Source organism: Pararhodobacter marinus, assembly GCF_003122215.1.
Lineage (GTDB): Bacteria > Pseudomonadota > Alphaproteobacteria > Rhodobacterales > Rhodobacteraceae > Pararhodobacter > Pararhodobacter marinus.
This window is the reverse complement of record NZ_QEYD01000010.1, coordinates 1-14,899: the sequence shown is the minus strand read 5'-3', so window position 1 is coordinate 14,899 and position 14,899 is coordinate 1. Positions and strand designations below refer to the sequence as shown.

Sequence of the window (14,899 nt, the reverse complement as noted above, 5' to 3'; positions counted from 1 at the left end):
GCACCGCTCTGGCATGGATTTCATCGTCAACCTCCGCACCTTTCTGGCGGTCGCGCGCCTGGGCAGCTTTTCCGCCGCCGCGCGCGAGGCCGGAACGGTGCCCTCGGTTGTGTCGAAGCGCGTGTCGCAGCTCGAGCATATGTGCCGCGCGCAATTGTTCGAGCGGTCGACCCGGGGGCTGGAGCTGACGGCGGTCGGACGGACCTGCCAGCAGAAATTCTCGGAACTGCTCAGCGAGATCGAGGCGACGATCCAGTCGGGCCCGGCGCGGAACCGGCTGACCGAGCATCTGCGGATCAAGTGCCCGACGACGATGTCGATCATGCATTTCAGCGACATCCTGTGCGATTTCCAGATCGCGCATCCGGGCGTGCGGCTGGATCTGAACCTCGTGGACCGCTCGGTCAACCCGATCGAGGAAGGCTATGACATCGCCATCGGCGCCTTGCCGACGACCTATCCGCAGGTGCAGGAAATCGCCCTCTGCACGTTGCCGCGCAAACTGGTCGCGGCGCCTTCCTATTTCGACAACCGTCCGGTCCCGACCCATCCGCGCGACCTGAGCCAGCTTGACGCGCTGGTGTTCCGCGCCTCGGGGAATACCTGGGCGCTGAGCGGTCCCGCGGGCGAGGTCGCGGTCGAAGTGAATCCCGTCTTCACCGCCTCTGATACGCGGCTTCTGTGCCATGCGGCGATCCGCGGGCTTGGCGTCACGCTGATCGCCGAGCCTCTCACACGCGACGCCTTCGCGGCGGGCGAACTGATCGAGGTCCTGCCGGACTGGCGCGTGCCCGAACTTTACCTGAAAGCCATGGTGCCCGAGCGCCGGATGCAAAGCCCCGCCGTGCGCCTGTTGCTGGACACGCTGGTGGCGGCCACGCAACCGCTTCCGCCCTGGGACCGCGCCTGACGGCTGCCTTCGGGCCGACGCGGCTGGCCCGCGCTGCGTGACAGCCAGGTCTTGAAGATCTTCAGATCCGCGCGGGTCGAGGAGCCGGATTGCAGAGGGCCGGCGTCTACGACCACGTCTTGAAAGGGATCGTCTCCACTCAGGCGACGTTCGACCTCGCGGAAAGAACGCTCCATGACGCGGGGGAGCGTCGCGCGGGTCAGGCCAAAGAGGAACGTCTTCGAACCAGAGCGAAGCAGATCGACCGTGAGGCAGACACCGCAGAGGCTTATGCGCGTCGGGCAACGGAGCTGCAGTCCGAGAATGCTCGAACTCGCGATGCGTTTCTCGCGAACCCTCATGAAAGTCGGAAAGAATGCAGCATCGTCGTCGGCCGGTATTTGCAGGCGCTCTGGTGTTCAGCTGAAAGAGGGCTTTCGAACTGCCGAAACGACCTTTCCGTTCAAGGTCTTGCACTGCTCTCGGGAACGGATTCTAGAATTGTGCCCAGGGCGGATCACGTAATGCAATTATTTCAATGGCTTACTCGCAATCCCAGGAGGAATCTAACGCTGGTGTAACAGTTTTACGCCCGATTTTCCCTGGCCAAACTCATGTCCGAGTACGACACGGTTTGTCACCGTGCCCATGCCAGGGATGGTGCACCGGCCCGTTTTGTGCGGCAGGTGTGAAAGGGAGAGATGCGATGAGCGGACGGGTGATCAGGATCGAGCGGGTGGCGCCGCGGGACGGGCTGGTGGAAGAGCCGGAACTGACGGCGAAGGGCTATCGCCTCGGCGATCCGCGCCACGGGGCGAAGAAACATCACGCGGTGAATTCCGTCTATGTCCGCAGTCTTGACGAGGCGGCGGAGCTGATCGCGCGTGGCTTCTCGCTGTGGATGGGCGCGAAGGGCAAGCGGCCGTCACTGGTCTCGCCCGCGTCGCTGAGAATCCTGCGCGCGGCCTGAGGCCGGACGCCCGCGTCAGGGCATCGAGCTGAAGTCACTGCGCCGGTGGTCATGGACCATCGCGCGCAGGCCTTCGGGGGCCAGAACCTCGACCTTGTCGCCCCATTGGTACAGGTGCCACGTCATTTCCAGCCAGCCGGCGGCCTCGAAGCGGACGGTCAGGCTGCCGTCGGGCTGCGGCTCCAGCCTCTGGGTCGGATGGAAGCGGAACTCGGCGGCACGCGTGGCGGCCTCAGGCGAGAACTTCCAGACCACTTCGCCGAACTGGTCCGGGTCCTGCCAGATGCCGAAAGATTGCGCCGCATATTCCGCCATGCTGAACCCCTCGGCCTGCGCGAAGCTTTGGTCCAGAACCTCGGCCGATTGGATCAGGTCCATGCGATAATTTCGGATCAGGTCATCCTTGGCCGGATCGCGCGCCACGAGATATCTGCGATGCCCCATCACGACGCCAATGCGGCTCCAGTATGCGCTTGCGGCCATCCTTGCCATAGGCGAGGCCTGCGCGGATGTCGAGATCATCGGCTGGCTCTACCAGTTCTACATCTCGGAGAAGAAGGATCAGGTATTCGCGGGCCTCAAGAAGAACCAGAAGATCACGGCCGAGAACATCCCCGCCGCGACACAGCTGTTCACCCCGCACTGGATCGTCCGCTACCTGGTCGAGAACTCGCTGGGGCGGCTCTGGCTGCTGAACCGCCCGGGCAGCCGTCTGGCGGAGCGGATGGACTACTACATCGCGCCCGAAGAGCCCGAGACGGATTTCCTGAAGATCACCCGCCCCGAAGACATCCGCATCTGCGATCCGGCGGCAGGCTCGGGGCACATGCTGACCTATGCCTTTGACCTGCTCTACGCCATCTACGAGGAAGAGGGGTATGACCCGACAGAGATCCCCTCGCTGATCCTGACGCACAACCTGACGGGGGTGGAGATCGACGACCGCGCGGGCGCGCTGGCAGCCTTTGCGCTGGCGATGAAGGCGGCGGCGCGGCTGGGGCGGCGGCGGTTCCTGCGGATGGAGGCAAAGCCCGACATCTGCGTGTTGCAGAACGTGGCCTTTACGCCTGCCGAGATGCAGGACGTGGCCGCCGTGGTGGGCAAGGATCTGTTCACCGATGAGCTACGCGAGACGCTGGGGCAGTTCGAGCAGGCCAAGAACTTCGGCTCGCTGATCGTGCCGAAACTGCGCGATCCGGCAGAGACGCTGCGGGTGGTGGCGGCGCGGGATTTCGGCTCCGACCTGCTGCTGAAGGAAGTGCAGGACCGGATCGTCGCCGTGCTGCGCATGGCCGAGGCGCTGTCGCCGAAGTATCATGTGGTTGTGGCCAATCCGCCTTATGCTGGGGCAAAAGGACTGAACCCCGCTCTGAAATCTTGGCTCGAAGACAAGTATCCGACTTCTAAAGCTGATCTTATGACCTGCTTTATGGATCGAGCAACGATCTTGACACGAAAAAACTCTTTCTGGGGCATGATCAATCTACCCAGCTGGCTATTCCTCTCCTCATTTTACGAACTCCGCAAATATCTGTTGGTGAAGTCAACGATTTCGTCTCTACTCCAACTCGGACGTGGCATATTTGGCGCGGATTTCGGAGCAGTTGCTTTTGTTGTTCGCACATCTCGGTCTACGGATGGAGAGAAAGGGTATTTTCGACGCCTTTTTGACAAGCATGTGGAAGTCAGAAATCCTGATGCCATCGAAGCTCGATTTTTGGACAAATCTGATGGCGTCTATTGGGCCGATCCAATCGATTTCACGAATATCCCTGGCGCACCGATTGCCTATTGGGTGAGTGAAACGGTTAGAGGTTTGTTCAATGCCGAACCTTCCTTGGGCGACAAACTTGAAGCGAAGCAAGGTGTCGCTACGGCGGACAGTGGACGTTTCCTGCGTCAATGGTGGGAACCAGACTCGACCAATTGTATGCTTGATGCATCGTCGCAAGACCAAGTAGAAGTAAGCGGCTCAAAGTGGGTGAGTTACAACAAAGGTGGTGAATTTCGACGCTGGTATGGCAACCAAGAGTTTGTCGTGAATTGGGAGAACTCTGGCGAAGAACTCTATGCGTTCCGACCGAAGTCAGTGATCCGAAATCCCGATTATTATTTCCGCCGTTCGGTATCGTGGTCAGACGTAACCAGTGGAGGGTCAGCCTTCAGGCTATATCCGAAGGGCTTCATCTTCGATTCGACGGGTCACTCCGCGTTTTGCACCTCCGCGTATTCAGAAAACCAGGTTCTGTGTTTCGCCAACACGAAGATCGCGCAAGATCTGTTTAATATCATAAACCCTACTATCCACCTTCATGTGGGCTACTTCAAATCCCTTCCTGCACTCAAAATTCCCGACGAAGATGCACGGCGAATTGCGACGAAATGTGTAGCCTTCGCCTGCTCCGACTGGAACGCCTACGAAACCTCCTGGGATTTCACCACGCTCCCGCTGCTCTCCGAGGGTCATCGTTGCGAGACGCTGGCGGACAGCTATGCCACGCTGCGCGGCCATTGGCAGTCCATGACGGACGAGGTGCAGGCCTTGGAGGAAGAGAACAACCGCATCTTCATCGACGCCTATGGCCTGCAAGACGAGCTGGCTCCCGAGGTGCCGATCGAGGAGATCACCCTCACCTGCAACCCCGCCTATTCCATTGGCGGGGACAAAAGCGACGAGGACAGGGAAAAGGCGCTGCTTGCGCGGACCATGGCCGAGTTCCTCAGCTATGCCGTGGGCTGCATGTTCGGGCGCTACAGCCTCGACGCGCCGGGCCTGATCCTCGCCAATCAGGGCGAGCGGCTGGAGGATTACCTCGCCCGGCTGGCGGAACGGGGCATCCCCGAGCCGCGCTTCATGCCCGATGCGGACAACGTGATCCCCGTGCTCGACGGTGACTGGTTCGCCGATGACATCACCGAGCGTTTCCGCCTGTTCCTGCGCGTGACCTTCGGCGAGGCTCATTTCCGTGAGAACCTGCGCTATGTCGAGGAGGCCTTGGGTAAAGACATCCGCAAGTATTTCACCAAGGATTTCTACGCCGACCACGTGAAGCGGTACAAGAAGCGCCCGATCTACTGGATGTTCTCCAGCCCAAGGGGACGTTCAACGCGCTGATCTACATGCACCGCTACCGCGCCGACACGGTGTCGGTGCTGCTGAACGACTAAGCTCAACGCTACTCCAGCAAGAGCGCAAAGGCGAGCTTTCTGGTCACGGCACGCCTATGCTCGTATTCGTCATGCATGAACCGGATCAGGCACATGGGGTCACACGCGGCGGGAACATATGCGGATATTTCTGTGCCCGAACGACCTCTTTAGCTATCGCGAATTCCCAAGCCAGCCGCTCCATCGCAACGCTCTCGCCCATTGTGTCGAGAGCGATCTGCAAATCTCTGGTGCTTCTGAGTAGCAGAAACTGTAGCAAATTGCTGTAGCAAGTGGCTGCAGGCCGCCGACGAGCATCCTGAAAGTCAATTGAATTTCAAGAACTTGGGCGATCTCTGTCGAAGAATAATGGTGCCCGGGGGCGGAATCGAACCACCGACACGAGGATTTTCAATCCACTGCTCTACCCCTGAGCTACCCGGGCACGGGTGAAAGCGACGCTTTCGGGTGGGCGTGTCTTAGGCGAGGGCGCGGGCGGTGTCCAGAGGGAAATTTGCGCCCGCTCTCGTCTTGCGCGCGGTGAATCCGTGTCTCGCCCTTGCGCCGCTTAAGTCCGGAGATTTGCCCGGTTTCGTTTCCGGCCCCGCCCTTGCCGCGCCGCCGCATCGGTGGGAGACTACGCCACAGGCGCAGGTGCCAATCAACGGGCCGGCACAACGCTGGCAAAACGGCCTGACAGGCGGGCAGGGGGCGGGCATGCGACCGATCCGGGGTATCCTCTACAAGCTGATCTCGGTGACCTGCTTCATCGCGATGTCGAGCCTTGTGAAATCCGTCTCGGACACGATCCCGCCGGGCGAGGCGGTGTTCTTCCGGTCGCTTTTCGCGATCCCGGTGATCTTTGTCTGGCTCACGATTCGCGGCGAGGTGCGGACCGGGCTGAAGGCCACGAAACCCCTGGGGCATTTCTGGCGCGGGCTCGTCGGCACCTCGGCCATGGGAATGGGCTTTGCCGCGCTGGCCTTCCTGCCGCTGCCCGAGGTCACGGCGATCGGCTATGCCGCGCCGCTTCTGGTGGTGATCTTCGCGTCGATGTTCCTGGGCGAGGAAGTCCGGCTTTTCCGCCTCAGCGCCGTCTTCGCGGGGCTGACCGGGGTGATGATCGTGCTGTCGCCGCGACTGTCGGTTGGCGCGGATGTCTCGACCGCCGAGGCGCTGGGCGCGATGATGGCGCTGACCGGCGCGGTCTGCGCGGCGCTGGCGCAGGTGACGGTGCGCAAGCTGGTGGCGACCGAGCAGACCTCGGCCATCGTCTTCTGGTTCTCGGTCACCGCGACCGGGCTGTCGCTTCTGACCATTCCCTTCGGCTGGGTTCTGCCCTCGCCCGGACAAGCCGCGCTGTTGGTCCTGACCGGGCTGATCGGCGGGGTCGGGCAGATCTTCCTGACCTCGAGCTATCGCGAGGCCGATGCCTCGCTGGTGGCGCCCTTCGATTACGCGTCGATGCTGATGGCGCTGGCGATCGGTTACTGGGTGTTCGATGAGATCCCCACCCGCACCATGCTGATCGGCGCCTCGATCGTCGTCTCGGCGGGCATCCTGATCATCTGGCGCGAGCGGCAACTGGGAATCGAGCGGTCGCGGCAACGCAAGGTGATGACGCCCCAGGGATAGGGCCTGCGCAGCACGAGACGCGCTCGCCCGTGGGCGTCCGGGCCCGTACTAACCGGCTCTCATACCTGGAAACCGCGCTTGAACCTTCCGGCGTCCCGCGGGACTGTGGCGCAAAGTCCGGGGGCTGTCGTGCATCATCTGAAATCTCTGGGTCCCGCCGTCGCGCGTGTCTCCGGGCTGGAAGCCTTTCGCGCCGGGTTGGGCGCCCTGATCGGCCTGGGCCTTGCGGGGCTCTTCGTGCTGTCGCCGCAGGGCGATCCCCGGCTCGGCCTTTATCTGGTGGCCCCCTTCGGCGCGACCTCCGTGCTGCTCTTCGCGGTGCCCAACAGCCCGCTGGCGCAGCCCTGGTCGGCGGTGGTGGGCAACACGGTCGCGGCGCTTGTCGGCGTCGCGGTCTGCCTGACCGTGCCCGATCCGACCCTGCGAATCGCGCTGGCGGTGGGGCTGTCGGTCACCGCGACCATCCTGTGCCGCGCGGTCCATCCGCCCGCGGGCGCGGTGGCGATGACGGCGGCAATGTCGCCCGACGCCATCGCGCATCTCGGCTTCTGGTTCGCGCTGACCCCGGTGGCGCTGGGCACCGTCGTCCTGGTGCTGCTGGCCACGCTCTACGCGCGCCTGACCGGACGCCGCTATCCGTTCCGGCAGTTTGACGAACCAAGCCGCCACGGAACCGGGGACCGCGACCCGGTCGAACGGCTGGGCCTGTCGGAAGACGCGCTGATCGCCATTCTCGACCGCTACAGCCAGTCCTTCAACCTGGGTGTCGAAGATCTGGCCCGGCTGATCGGCGCGGCGGAACTGCAGGCGGCGGCCGCGTCCTCGGGGCCGCTTGCGGCGCGGGACATCATGTCGCGCGACCTGATCACGGTGACGCCCGACACGCCGCTGGATGCCGTGGCCGATCTGTTCCGGGCGCATCGCTTCACCGCGTTGCCCGTGATCGGCCCCGAAAGCCGGTTCCTGGGCGCCATCTTCCAGATGCACCTGATCGACCGCGCGCGGTCGGAGCCACGAGGGCCGGGGCGCGGCGTCGTCGCGGTCTTGCGCGGATTTCCGGGCGCCCGGAAGCAGACCGCGCCGAAAGCCGGGGATATCATGGACGCGCAGGGCCCGCGCGCGGCCCCGGACACACCCGTTGCCGCGCTTTTGCCGATGATGGCCGGGGGCGATACCGACGCCGTGCCCGTGCTCGACCGCGACCGGATCGTGGGGATCGTCACCCGCACCGACCTGATCGCCGCGCTGGCCCGCGAGGCCGCCCGCGGGCCCCGCTGAGGCCCGGCTGACGCATCCCGCTACCGACCGCGGAACAGGCTGCCCAACACCCCCCGCACAAGGGCGCTGCCGGCGCGAGTGCCGATCGAGCGGGCCATGGACTTCGTGAACGCCTCGGTCACGCTGTCACCGCGGCGGCTGGCCGAGCGCGGGGCGCGGGGTTTTTCCGCGTCCTCGACTCGGCGCGCGCGCGACGAACCGGGAGAATAGCGCCGCGCGCGGGTGAAACCCTCGTCGCGCTCTTCCTCCGCACCCGCCTGCCGGGCAGCCGTTTCGGCCCGCCGCGCCAGCATCTCATGCGCCGAATCGCGGTCGATGGACGTGGCGTATTTGCGCCCCAGCGGCGAGCCGGCGATCAGTGCGCGGCGCGCGTCATCGGGGCAGGGGCCCATCATCGACGCGGGCGGGCGGATCAGCGTGCGCTCGACCATGCCGGGCACGCCCTTGGCCTCGAGAAACGAGGTCACGGCCTCGCCCACGCCCACCTCCCGGATCGCCGTTTCGGTCTCGAAGCGCGGATTGGCGCGGTAGGTCTGCGCGGCGCGCCGGAGCGCCTGCTGATCGCGCGCGGTAAAGGCCCGCAGCGCATGCTGCACCCGGTTGCCCAGCTGGCCCAGGATATCCTCGGGCACGTCGTCGGGATTTTGCGTGACGAAATACACGCCCACGCCTTTCGAGCGGATCAGCCGCGCCACCTGCTCGACCTTCGCGACCAGCGCCCGCGGGGCGCGGTCGAACAGCAGATGCGCCTCGTCGAAGAAAAACACCAGTTTCGGACGGTCCGGATCGCCAATTTCGGGCAGGTCTTCGAACAGCTCGGACAGAAGCCACAGCATGAAGGTCGCGTAAAGCCGGGGCGTCTGCATCAGCGTCGCGGCATGCAGGATATTGACCTGACCGCGCCCGTCATGGACCTGCATCAGGTCGGCGATCTCCAGGGCCGGCTCGCCGAAGAATTGCGCCGCGCCCTGGTTTTCCAGCACCAGAAGCCGCCGCTGGATCGCCCCGATCGAGGCGCTGGTGACATTGCCGTAGCGCGCCGACATCTCGCGCTGGTTCTCGGACAGGAATTGCAGCATCGCCCGCAGATCGTCCAGATCGAGGATCGGCCAGCCCTCTTCATCCGACAGCCGGAAGGCGACGTTGATCACGCCTTCCTGCGCCTCGGTCAGCTCCAGGATCCGGCTTAGCAGCAACGGCCCCATATCCGAGATCGTCGTGCGCACAGGGTGGCCGTGCTGGCCGAACAGGTCCCAGAACGTGACCGGCATCGCCTCGTGCACCATCGGTCCCAGCCCGATCGTGTCCGCGCGCCGCTGGAACGCCTCGCGCGGCGCGCCCGCGACCGCCATGCCGCTGACATCGCCCTTGATATCGGTCAGAAAGACCGGCACGCCCGCGCGGCTGAATTCCTCGGCCATGATCTGCATGGTGATCGTCTTGCCGGTGCCGGTGGCGCCGGCGATCAGCCCGTGCCGGTTGCCGTATTTCAACAGCAGATCCTGCGGTTCCCCGTAACCCTCGCCGCCGCCGCCGATGAAAACGCTGTCCGTCATGCCCCGATCCCCATAGCCCGATCGCCACCCGATCGCCTGAAGGGACGCAACCGCGCGCCCCTTTCACTTTGCCTCAAATACTCCACGGGGGTGCGGGGGTGTGAAACCCCCGCTTGCCCGCGCCCGCCGTCGAAAGACCGGCCGGGTCGACGGCTCAGATTGCCGCGAAATCCTCGGCCGCGTAACCCTGCAAATACAGAAGCGCGGTCAGGTCGCCGTGGTTCACGCGCAGCTCGCATTGCGCCGCGACCGAAGGCTTGGCATGCAGCGCGACACCCGATCCGGCCAGATGCAGCATGCCCAGATCGTTGGCCCCGTCGCCCACCGCAATCACCTCGGCCGGTGTAATGCCCAGCCGGGCGGTGATCTGGTTCAGCGCGTCGATCTTGGCCTGTTTGCCGAGAATCGGCTGCGCGACCTCGCCTGTCAGCGTGCCGTCCCGCTCCAGAAGGGTGTTCGCGCGGTTTTCGTCAAAGCCCAGCTCGGCGGCGACCTTCGCGGTGAAGGCCGTGAACCCGCCCGAGACCAATGCTGCGTGGCCGCCATGCGCCTTCATCGTGGCGATCAGCACCTTGCCGCCGGGCATGTAGGTGATTCGCTCGGCCAGCACCTGGTCGATCACCGAGACCGGCAGATCCTTCAGCAGCCCCACCCGTTCCGTCAGCGCCGCTTCGAAGTCCAGCTCGCCATTCATCGCCCGCGCGGTGATGCCCGCGACATGCGCGCCGACGCCCGCCATATCGGCCAGCTCGTCGATGCATTCCTGCTGGATCATGGTCGAATCCATATCCGCCAGCAGCATCGCCTTGCGCCGTCCGGCAGTTGTCTGCACGCACAGGTCTATGCCCAACTCCTGCAGGTTTTCCCAGCTTTCCCAGCGGTTTGCGGGCAAGGCGGCGATCTCGAACTCGGCGGCGATCCCCCGGTCCAGCCAGCGCGCCGCACCACCGCCCCAGGCATTGCGCAGGTTTTCCACCAGCGGGCTATCCAGAACCGGGTTGGCGGGATTGGTGAGAAGCGTGACGGTGAACATGGCGCGGGTTTCCGATGGTGAACCTGAAGGGTCGCTTTCGAGGGCATTTCCGCCGCATTAGGCCAATTTTCCCGCTTGTGCCAGTCACGGCGCGGGCCTATGTCCGTCGGCGGGACACCTCTCCCCAACGAGAGGCATCTATCTGGAAGGGTACTATGTCTGCACCTGCGACCCCGGCCACGCGGCCGGCCAATCCGCGTTTTTCTTCTGGCCCCTGTGCCAAGATCCCCCACTTTTCTCTGGACATGCTGGCTGACGCGCCTCTGGGCCGGTCGCACCGCGCCGCCATCGGCAAGTCCAAGCTGGCCGAGGCCATCGACCTGACCCGCGAGGTTCTGGGCGTGCCCGCCGATTACCGCATCGGCATCGTGCCGGGCTCGGATACCGGCGCCGTCGAGATGGCGATGTGGTCGATGCTGGGCGCCCGCCCGGTCGAGATGCTGGCCTGGGAAAGCTTCGGCGAAGGCTGGGTCACCGATGTGGTCAAGCAGCTCAAGCTCGATGCCGAGGTCAAGAAAGCCCCCTATGGCCAGATCGTCGATTTCGCGACGGTCGATTTCGACAAGGACGTGGTCTTCACCTGGAACGGCACGACCTCGGGCGTGCGGGTGGCCAATGGCGACGCGATCCCCGCCGACCGCGCCGGCCTGACGATCTGCGACGCGACCTCGGCCGCGTTCGCGATGGAGTTGCCCTTCGACAAGCTCGATGTGGTGACCTTCAGCTGGCAGAAGGTTCTGGGCGGCGAGGGTGCGCATGGCGTGCTGATCCTGTCCCCGCGCGCCGTCGAGCGGCTGGAAAGCTACACCCCCGCCTGGCCGCTGCCGAAGATCTTCCGCATGACCAAGGGCGGCAAGCTGAACGAAGGCATCTTCAAGGGCGAGACGATCAACACGCCGTCGATGCTGGCGGTCGAGGATTACCTTGTCGCGCTGAAATGGGCGCAGTCGCTGGGCGGCCGCAAGGCGCTGATCGCGCGGGCCGAAGCGAATGCCAAGGTCGTGTGGGATTTCTGCGCGCAGAAGGACTGGCTGGAAAACCTGGCCCGGGACGCGGCGAATGCCTCGACCACCTCGGTCTGCCTGAAATTCGTCGATGCGCGCATCACCGATGGCGCCGCTTTCGCCAAGGCCGTGGCCAAGCGGCTGGAGAAGGAAGGCGTGGCGCTGGATATCGGCGCCTATCGCGATGCGCCGGCCGGTCTGCGGATCTGGTGCGGCTCGACGGTGGAAACCGCCGATGTCGAGGCGCTGATGCCGTGGCTGGAATGGGCTTTCGAAGCCGAGATCGCCGCGCTGGCGCAAGCCGCCTGAGACCCGGTAGCGGTGCGTGACATCACGCACCCTACAGCCTTCTTCCCCATGACAGGCGCGACGCTTCGCGCCATCCCCCGATTTTTCAGGAGCCCAGACCATGGCTGCCCAGACGAAACCCCGCGTTCTCGTTTCCGACAAACTGTCCGAAACCGCCGTCCAGATCTTCCGCGACCGCGGCATCGAGGTCGATTTCGAGCCCAACCTCGGCAAGGACAAGGACAGGCTGCTCGAGGTGATCGGCCAGTATGACGGCCTTGCCATCCGCTCGAACACCAAGGTGACCGAGAAGATCATCGCCGCTGCGACCAATCTGAAGGTCATCGGCCGCGCCGGCATCGGCGTCGACAATGTCGACATCCCCGAAGCCTCGAAGAAGGGCATCATCGTGATGAACACGCCCTTCGGCAACTCGATCACCACCGCCGAACACGCCATCGCGATGATGTTCGCGGTCGCCCGCCAGATCCCGGAAGCCAATGCCTCGACCCATGCCGGCAAGTGGGAAAAGTCGAAGTTCATGGGCGTCGAGCTGTATAACAAGACGCTGGGCGTGATCGGCGCGGGCAATATCGGCGGCATCGTCTGCGACCGCGCGGTCGGTCTGAAGATGAAGGTCGTGGCCTACGATCCGTTCCTGTCGGAAGAGCGCGCGACGCAGCTCGGCGTGACCAAGGTCGAGCTGGACGAATTGCTGGCGCGGGCCGATTTCATCACGCTGCACGTGCCGATGACCGACAAGACCCGCAATATCCTGTCGCGCGAGAACATTGCCAAGACCAAGAAGGGCGTGCGGATCATCAACTGCGCCCGGGGCGGCCTGGTCGACGAGGACGCGCTGGCCGAGGCGCTGACCTCGGGCCATGTCGCCGGTGCCGCGCTGGACGTCTTCGCGGTCGAGCCCGCGACCGAGAGCCCGCTTTTCAACATGCCCAACGTGGTCTGCACGCCGCATCTGGGCGCCTCGACCACCGAGGCGCAGGAGAACGTGGCGCTGCAGGTGGCCGAGCAGATGTCGGATTACCTGCTGACCGGCGCCGTGACCAACGCGCTGAACATGCCGTCCGTCACCGCCGAGGAAGCCGCCGTGATGGGCCCGTGGATCAAGCTGGCGGGCCATCTGGGCAATTTCGCGGGCCAGATGACCGAAGAGCCGGTGCGCGCGATCAACGTGCTTTATGACGGCGCGCCGTCGCGGATGAACCTGAAGGCGCTGGATTGCGCGGTGATCGCCGGGATCCTGAAATCGGCGAACCCGGATGTGAACCTTGTTTCGGCGCCGATCGTGGCCAAGGAGCGCGGGATCAAGCTGTCCACCACGACGCAGGAAAAGGCCGGCGCCTTCGACGGCTATATCAAGATCACCGTGGTGACCGACAAGCGCGAGCGGTCGCTGGCCGGAACCGTGTTCTCGGACGGCAAGCCGCGCTTCATCCAGATCAAGGGCATCAATATTGACGCCGAGATCGGTGAGCACATGCTTTACACCACGAACGAGGACGTGCCGGGCATCATCGGCCTTCTGGGTGCGACGATGGGCAAGAACGGCGTCAACATCGCCAACTTCACGCTGGGCCGTTCGGGCGTGGGCCAGGACGCGATCGCGCTCTTGTATCTCGACCAGGCGCTGGACCAGAAGGTCGTCGAGACGCTGGAAGGGACGGGGATGTTCCAGCAGGTCCGTCCGCTGAAGTTCGAGGTCGCCTGAGCGTGCTTCCGGCTCATCGCATTGCAAAAGGCCCCGCTCGCGCGGGGCCTTTTCGCTGTGGGCGGTGCGTGCGAGCACGCACCCTACAGGCGCGGCCACGGTTGTTCCGGGGGGGGGTGCGCATGCCGTCCGGGTGCGCCTGCCCGAGAGGCGGTCTTCCGGCAGACCGGTCGCCGTGAGTATTTGTGGCAAAGTGAAAGGGCGAAGGGCAGCGCGCCTTACCGGGCAAGCCGTGCGCCGCCATGGCCGGTCGAGCTGTCGGGGGTGTTATGGGTGCGCGAATGGACCTGGTAGCGTTCGCAATAGCTGGCATGGCACAGATACGAGCCGCCGCGGATCACGTAGCCCGGTCCCTCGGCCGGCCCCTGCGGGTCGCGCGGCGGCAATCTGCCGGGATTATGCGGCAGCGGTCCGAATTTCGTCGCCGTCCATTCCCAGACATTGCCGGTCATGTTGTGGAAGCCATAGGCATTGGGCGGGAAGTGATCGGCGGGGCAGGTGCCGGTGAAGCCGTCCTCGGCGGTGTTGGTCTGAGGGAACTGCCCCTGCCAGGTATTGTGGCGGTGCCCCGATGCGGGGACGAGGTCGTTGCCCCAGGGAAAGCGCTTGCCCTTGAGCCCGCCGCGCGCGGCGAATTCCCATTCGGCCTCGGTCGGCAGGCGGGTTCCGGTGAACTCGGCCAGCGCCTGCGCGTCGAACCAGCTCAGATGCACCGCCGGGTGGTCGGGCCGGTCGTGCCAATCCGAGCCCGGTCCTTCGGGCGCGGCCCAGCTGGCCCCCGCGACGGCGCGCCACCAAGGGGTCTGCGGCGGATGCTCGACCCAGCCCAGCGGGTCGTCCAGGAACAGGTGGAAGACAAAGGACCAGCCCTCGGTTTCGGCAACGGTGCGATAGCCCGATTCGGCGGCGAAGGCGGCGAAGAGGCGGTTGGTGACGCTGGTACGCCCGAGCGAAAAGGGCGAGACGAAGACGCGGCGCGGCGGGCTGTCGAGATCGTCGGGATAGCGGCCGATCGTGGCCCCCATTTCGAAGAACCCGCCTTTGACGGGAATCAGGCTGTCCGCGACCATGGCGCGCAACGTGTCCGAGGCGCGGCGCGCCAGCGCAGGGGACGCGATCACCCGCCCCGGTCCCTTGGGGGCGCAGCAGCTTTTGCCCTCCATCCTGTTCTCCCTTCGCCACGTCGTGGCGTCAGGAATGCACCCTTGGCGCGCGAAAGGCAACGGACGGCCCCGGCGGGACCGTCCGTACCGAAAGGTGGCGCCTGTCCCTCACCATCCGAACTGGACGGTGAGGCCGGTCTGTCCGCCGGTCTGGCTGACATGGGAGGTGGTGTTCTGGCCGAACTGGAAGAGGCCATAGGCGTTGTG

11 protein-coding genes and 1 tRNA gene are annotated in these 14,899 nt (G+C 64.8%); 7 read left to right on the top strand and 5 right to left on the bottom strand.

Translation table 11 applies throughout. The features are described 5' to 3' along the window. Nucleotides 1-13 precede the first annotated feature (13 nt). Together C4N9_RS15700 and C4N9_RS15695 are read left to right on the top strand one after the other, a co-directional pair. Entirely contained in the window at nucleotides 14-910 is an 897-nt protein-coding gene (locus C4N9_RS15700) for a LysR family transcriptional regulator (protein WP_109534304.1), read from the top strand. A 685-nt stretch (nucleotides 911-1,595) separates the two neighbouring features. Next, nucleotides 1,596-1,859 carry a hypothetical protein gene (locus C4N9_RS15695; protein ID WP_109534303.1) on the top strand — a complete coding sequence of 88 codons (264 nt, stop codon included), beginning with the start codon at nucleotides 1,596-1,598 and terminating at the stop codon, nucleotides 1,857-1,859. A 15-nt stretch (nucleotides 1,860-1,874) separates the two neighbouring features. Here C4N9_RS15695 and C4N9_RS15690 read toward each other — a convergent pair whose 3' ends face one another. Further along, nucleotides 1,875-2,303 (bottom strand): helix-turn-helix transcriptional regulator, encoded by a 429-nt coding sequence (locus C4N9_RS15690; protein ID WP_109534302.1) that lies wholly within the window; start codon nucleotides 2,301-2,303, stop codon nucleotides 1,875-1,877. A 10-nt stretch (nucleotides 2,304-2,313) separates the two neighbouring features. On the opposite strand from C4N9_RS15690, the gene pglX reads away from it, so the two are divergent. Further along, nucleotides 2,314-4,974, top strand: coding sequence for a BREX-1 system adenine-specific DNA-methyltransferase PglX (gene pglX, locus C4N9_RS15685; RefSeq protein WP_245902586.1), 2,661 nt, complete (start codon nucleotides 2,314-2,316; stop codon nucleotides 4,972-4,974). Nucleotides 4,975-5,376: 402 nt separating this feature from the next. Here pglX and C4N9_RS15680 read toward each other — a convergent pair. Beyond that, a tRNA-Phe gene (locus C4N9_RS15680) sits at nucleotides 5,377-5,451 on the bottom strand. Nucleotides 5,452-5,723: 272 nt separating this feature from the next. Here C4N9_RS15680 and C4N9_RS15675 point away from each other — a divergent pair. Both C4N9_RS15675 and C4N9_RS15670 read left to right on the top strand, forming a co-directional pair. After that, entirely contained in the window at nucleotides 5,724-6,641 is a 918-nt protein-coding gene (locus tag C4N9_RS15675; protein WP_109534301.1) for a DMT family transporter, read from the top strand. A gap of 129 nt (nucleotides 6,642-6,770) precedes the next feature. Next, nucleotides 6,771-7,919 carry an HPP family protein gene (locus tag C4N9_RS15670; protein ID WP_109534300.1) on the top strand — a complete coding sequence of 383 codons (1,149 nt, stop codon included), beginning with the start codon at nucleotides 6,771-6,773 and terminating at the stop codon, nucleotides 7,917-7,919. Between the two features lie 20 nt (nucleotides 7,920-7,939). On the opposite strand, the gene C4N9_RS15665 is transcribed toward C4N9_RS15670, so the two are convergent. Together C4N9_RS15665 and serB are read right to left on the bottom strand one after the other, a co-directional pair. After that, on the bottom strand, nucleotides 7,940-9,475 hold the full coding sequence (locus C4N9_RS15665) for a helicase HerA-like domain-containing protein (protein ID WP_109534299.1): 1,536 nt from the start codon (nucleotides 9,473-9,475) through the stop codon (nucleotides 7,940-7,942). Between the two features lie 154 nt (nucleotides 9,476-9,629). Next, a complete protein-coding gene (gene serB, locus C4N9_RS15660; RefSeq protein ID WP_109534298.1) occupies nucleotides 9,630-10,508 on the bottom strand; it encodes a phosphoserine phosphatase SerB in 879 nt (292 codons plus the stop codon). Between the two features lie 155 nt (nucleotides 10,509-10,663). Here serB and C4N9_RS15655 point away from each other — a divergent pair, with 155 nt between their 5' ends. After that, entirely contained in the window at nucleotides 10,664-11,821 is a 1,158-nt protein-coding gene (locus C4N9_RS15655) for a phosphoserine transaminase (protein WP_109534297.1), read from the top strand. Nucleotides 11,822-11,921: 100 nt separating this feature from the next. Then, nucleotides 11,922-13,529 carry a phosphoglycerate dehydrogenase gene (gene serA / locus C4N9_RS15650; protein ID WP_109534296.1) on the top strand — a complete coding sequence of 536 codons (1,608 nt, stop codon included), beginning with the start codon at nucleotides 11,922-11,924 and terminating at the stop codon, nucleotides 13,527-13,529. 218 nt (nucleotides 13,530-13,747) lie between these two features. Here serA and C4N9_RS15645 read toward each other — a convergent pair whose 3' ends face one another. Continuing rightward, a complete protein-coding gene (locus tag C4N9_RS15645; RefSeq protein ID WP_109534295.1) occupies nucleotides 13,748-14,692 on the bottom strand; it encodes a formylglycine-generating enzyme family protein in 945 nt (314 codons plus the stop codon). Nucleotides 14,693-14,899 lie beyond the last annotated feature (207 nt).

Coding starts and splice junctions, on each gene's coding strand:
- C4N9_RS15700 (WP_109534304.1), top strand. CDS start 14: ATGGATTTCATCGTCAACCTCCGCACCTTTCTGGCGGTCGCGCGCCTG.
- C4N9_RS15695 (WP_109534303.1), top strand. CDS start 1,596: ATGAGCGGACGGGTGATCAGGATCGAGCGGGTGGCGCCGCGGGACGGG.
- C4N9_RS15690 (WP_109534302.1), bottom strand. CDS start 2,303: ATGGGGCATCGCAGATATCTCGTGGCGCGCGATCCGGCCAAGGATGAC.
- pglX (WP_245902586.1), top strand. CDS start 2,314: ATGCGGCTCCAGTATGCGCTTGCGGCCATCCTTGCCATAGGCGAGGCC.
- C4N9_RS15675 (WP_109534301.1), top strand. CDS start 5,724: ATGCGACCGATCCGGGGTATCCTCTACAAGCTGATCTCGGTGACCTGC.
- C4N9_RS15665 (WP_109534299.1), bottom strand. CDS start 9,475: ATGACGGACAGCGTTTTCATCGGCGGCGGCGGCGAGGGTTACGGGGAA.
- serB (WP_109534298.1), bottom strand. CDS start 10,508: ATGTTCACCGTCACGCTTCTCACCAATCCCGCCAACCCGGTTCTGGAT.
- C4N9_RS15655 (WP_109534297.1), top strand. CDS start 10,664: ATGTCTGCACCTGCGACCCCGGCCACGCGGCCGGCCAATCCGCGTTTT.
- serA (WP_109534296.1), top strand. CDS start 11,922: ATGGCTGCCCAGACGAAACCCCGCGTTCTCGTTTCCGACAAACTGTCC.
- C4N9_RS15645 (WP_109534295.1), bottom strand. CDS start 14,692: ATGGAGGGCAAAAGCTGCTGCGCCCCCAAGGGACCGGGGCGGGTGATC.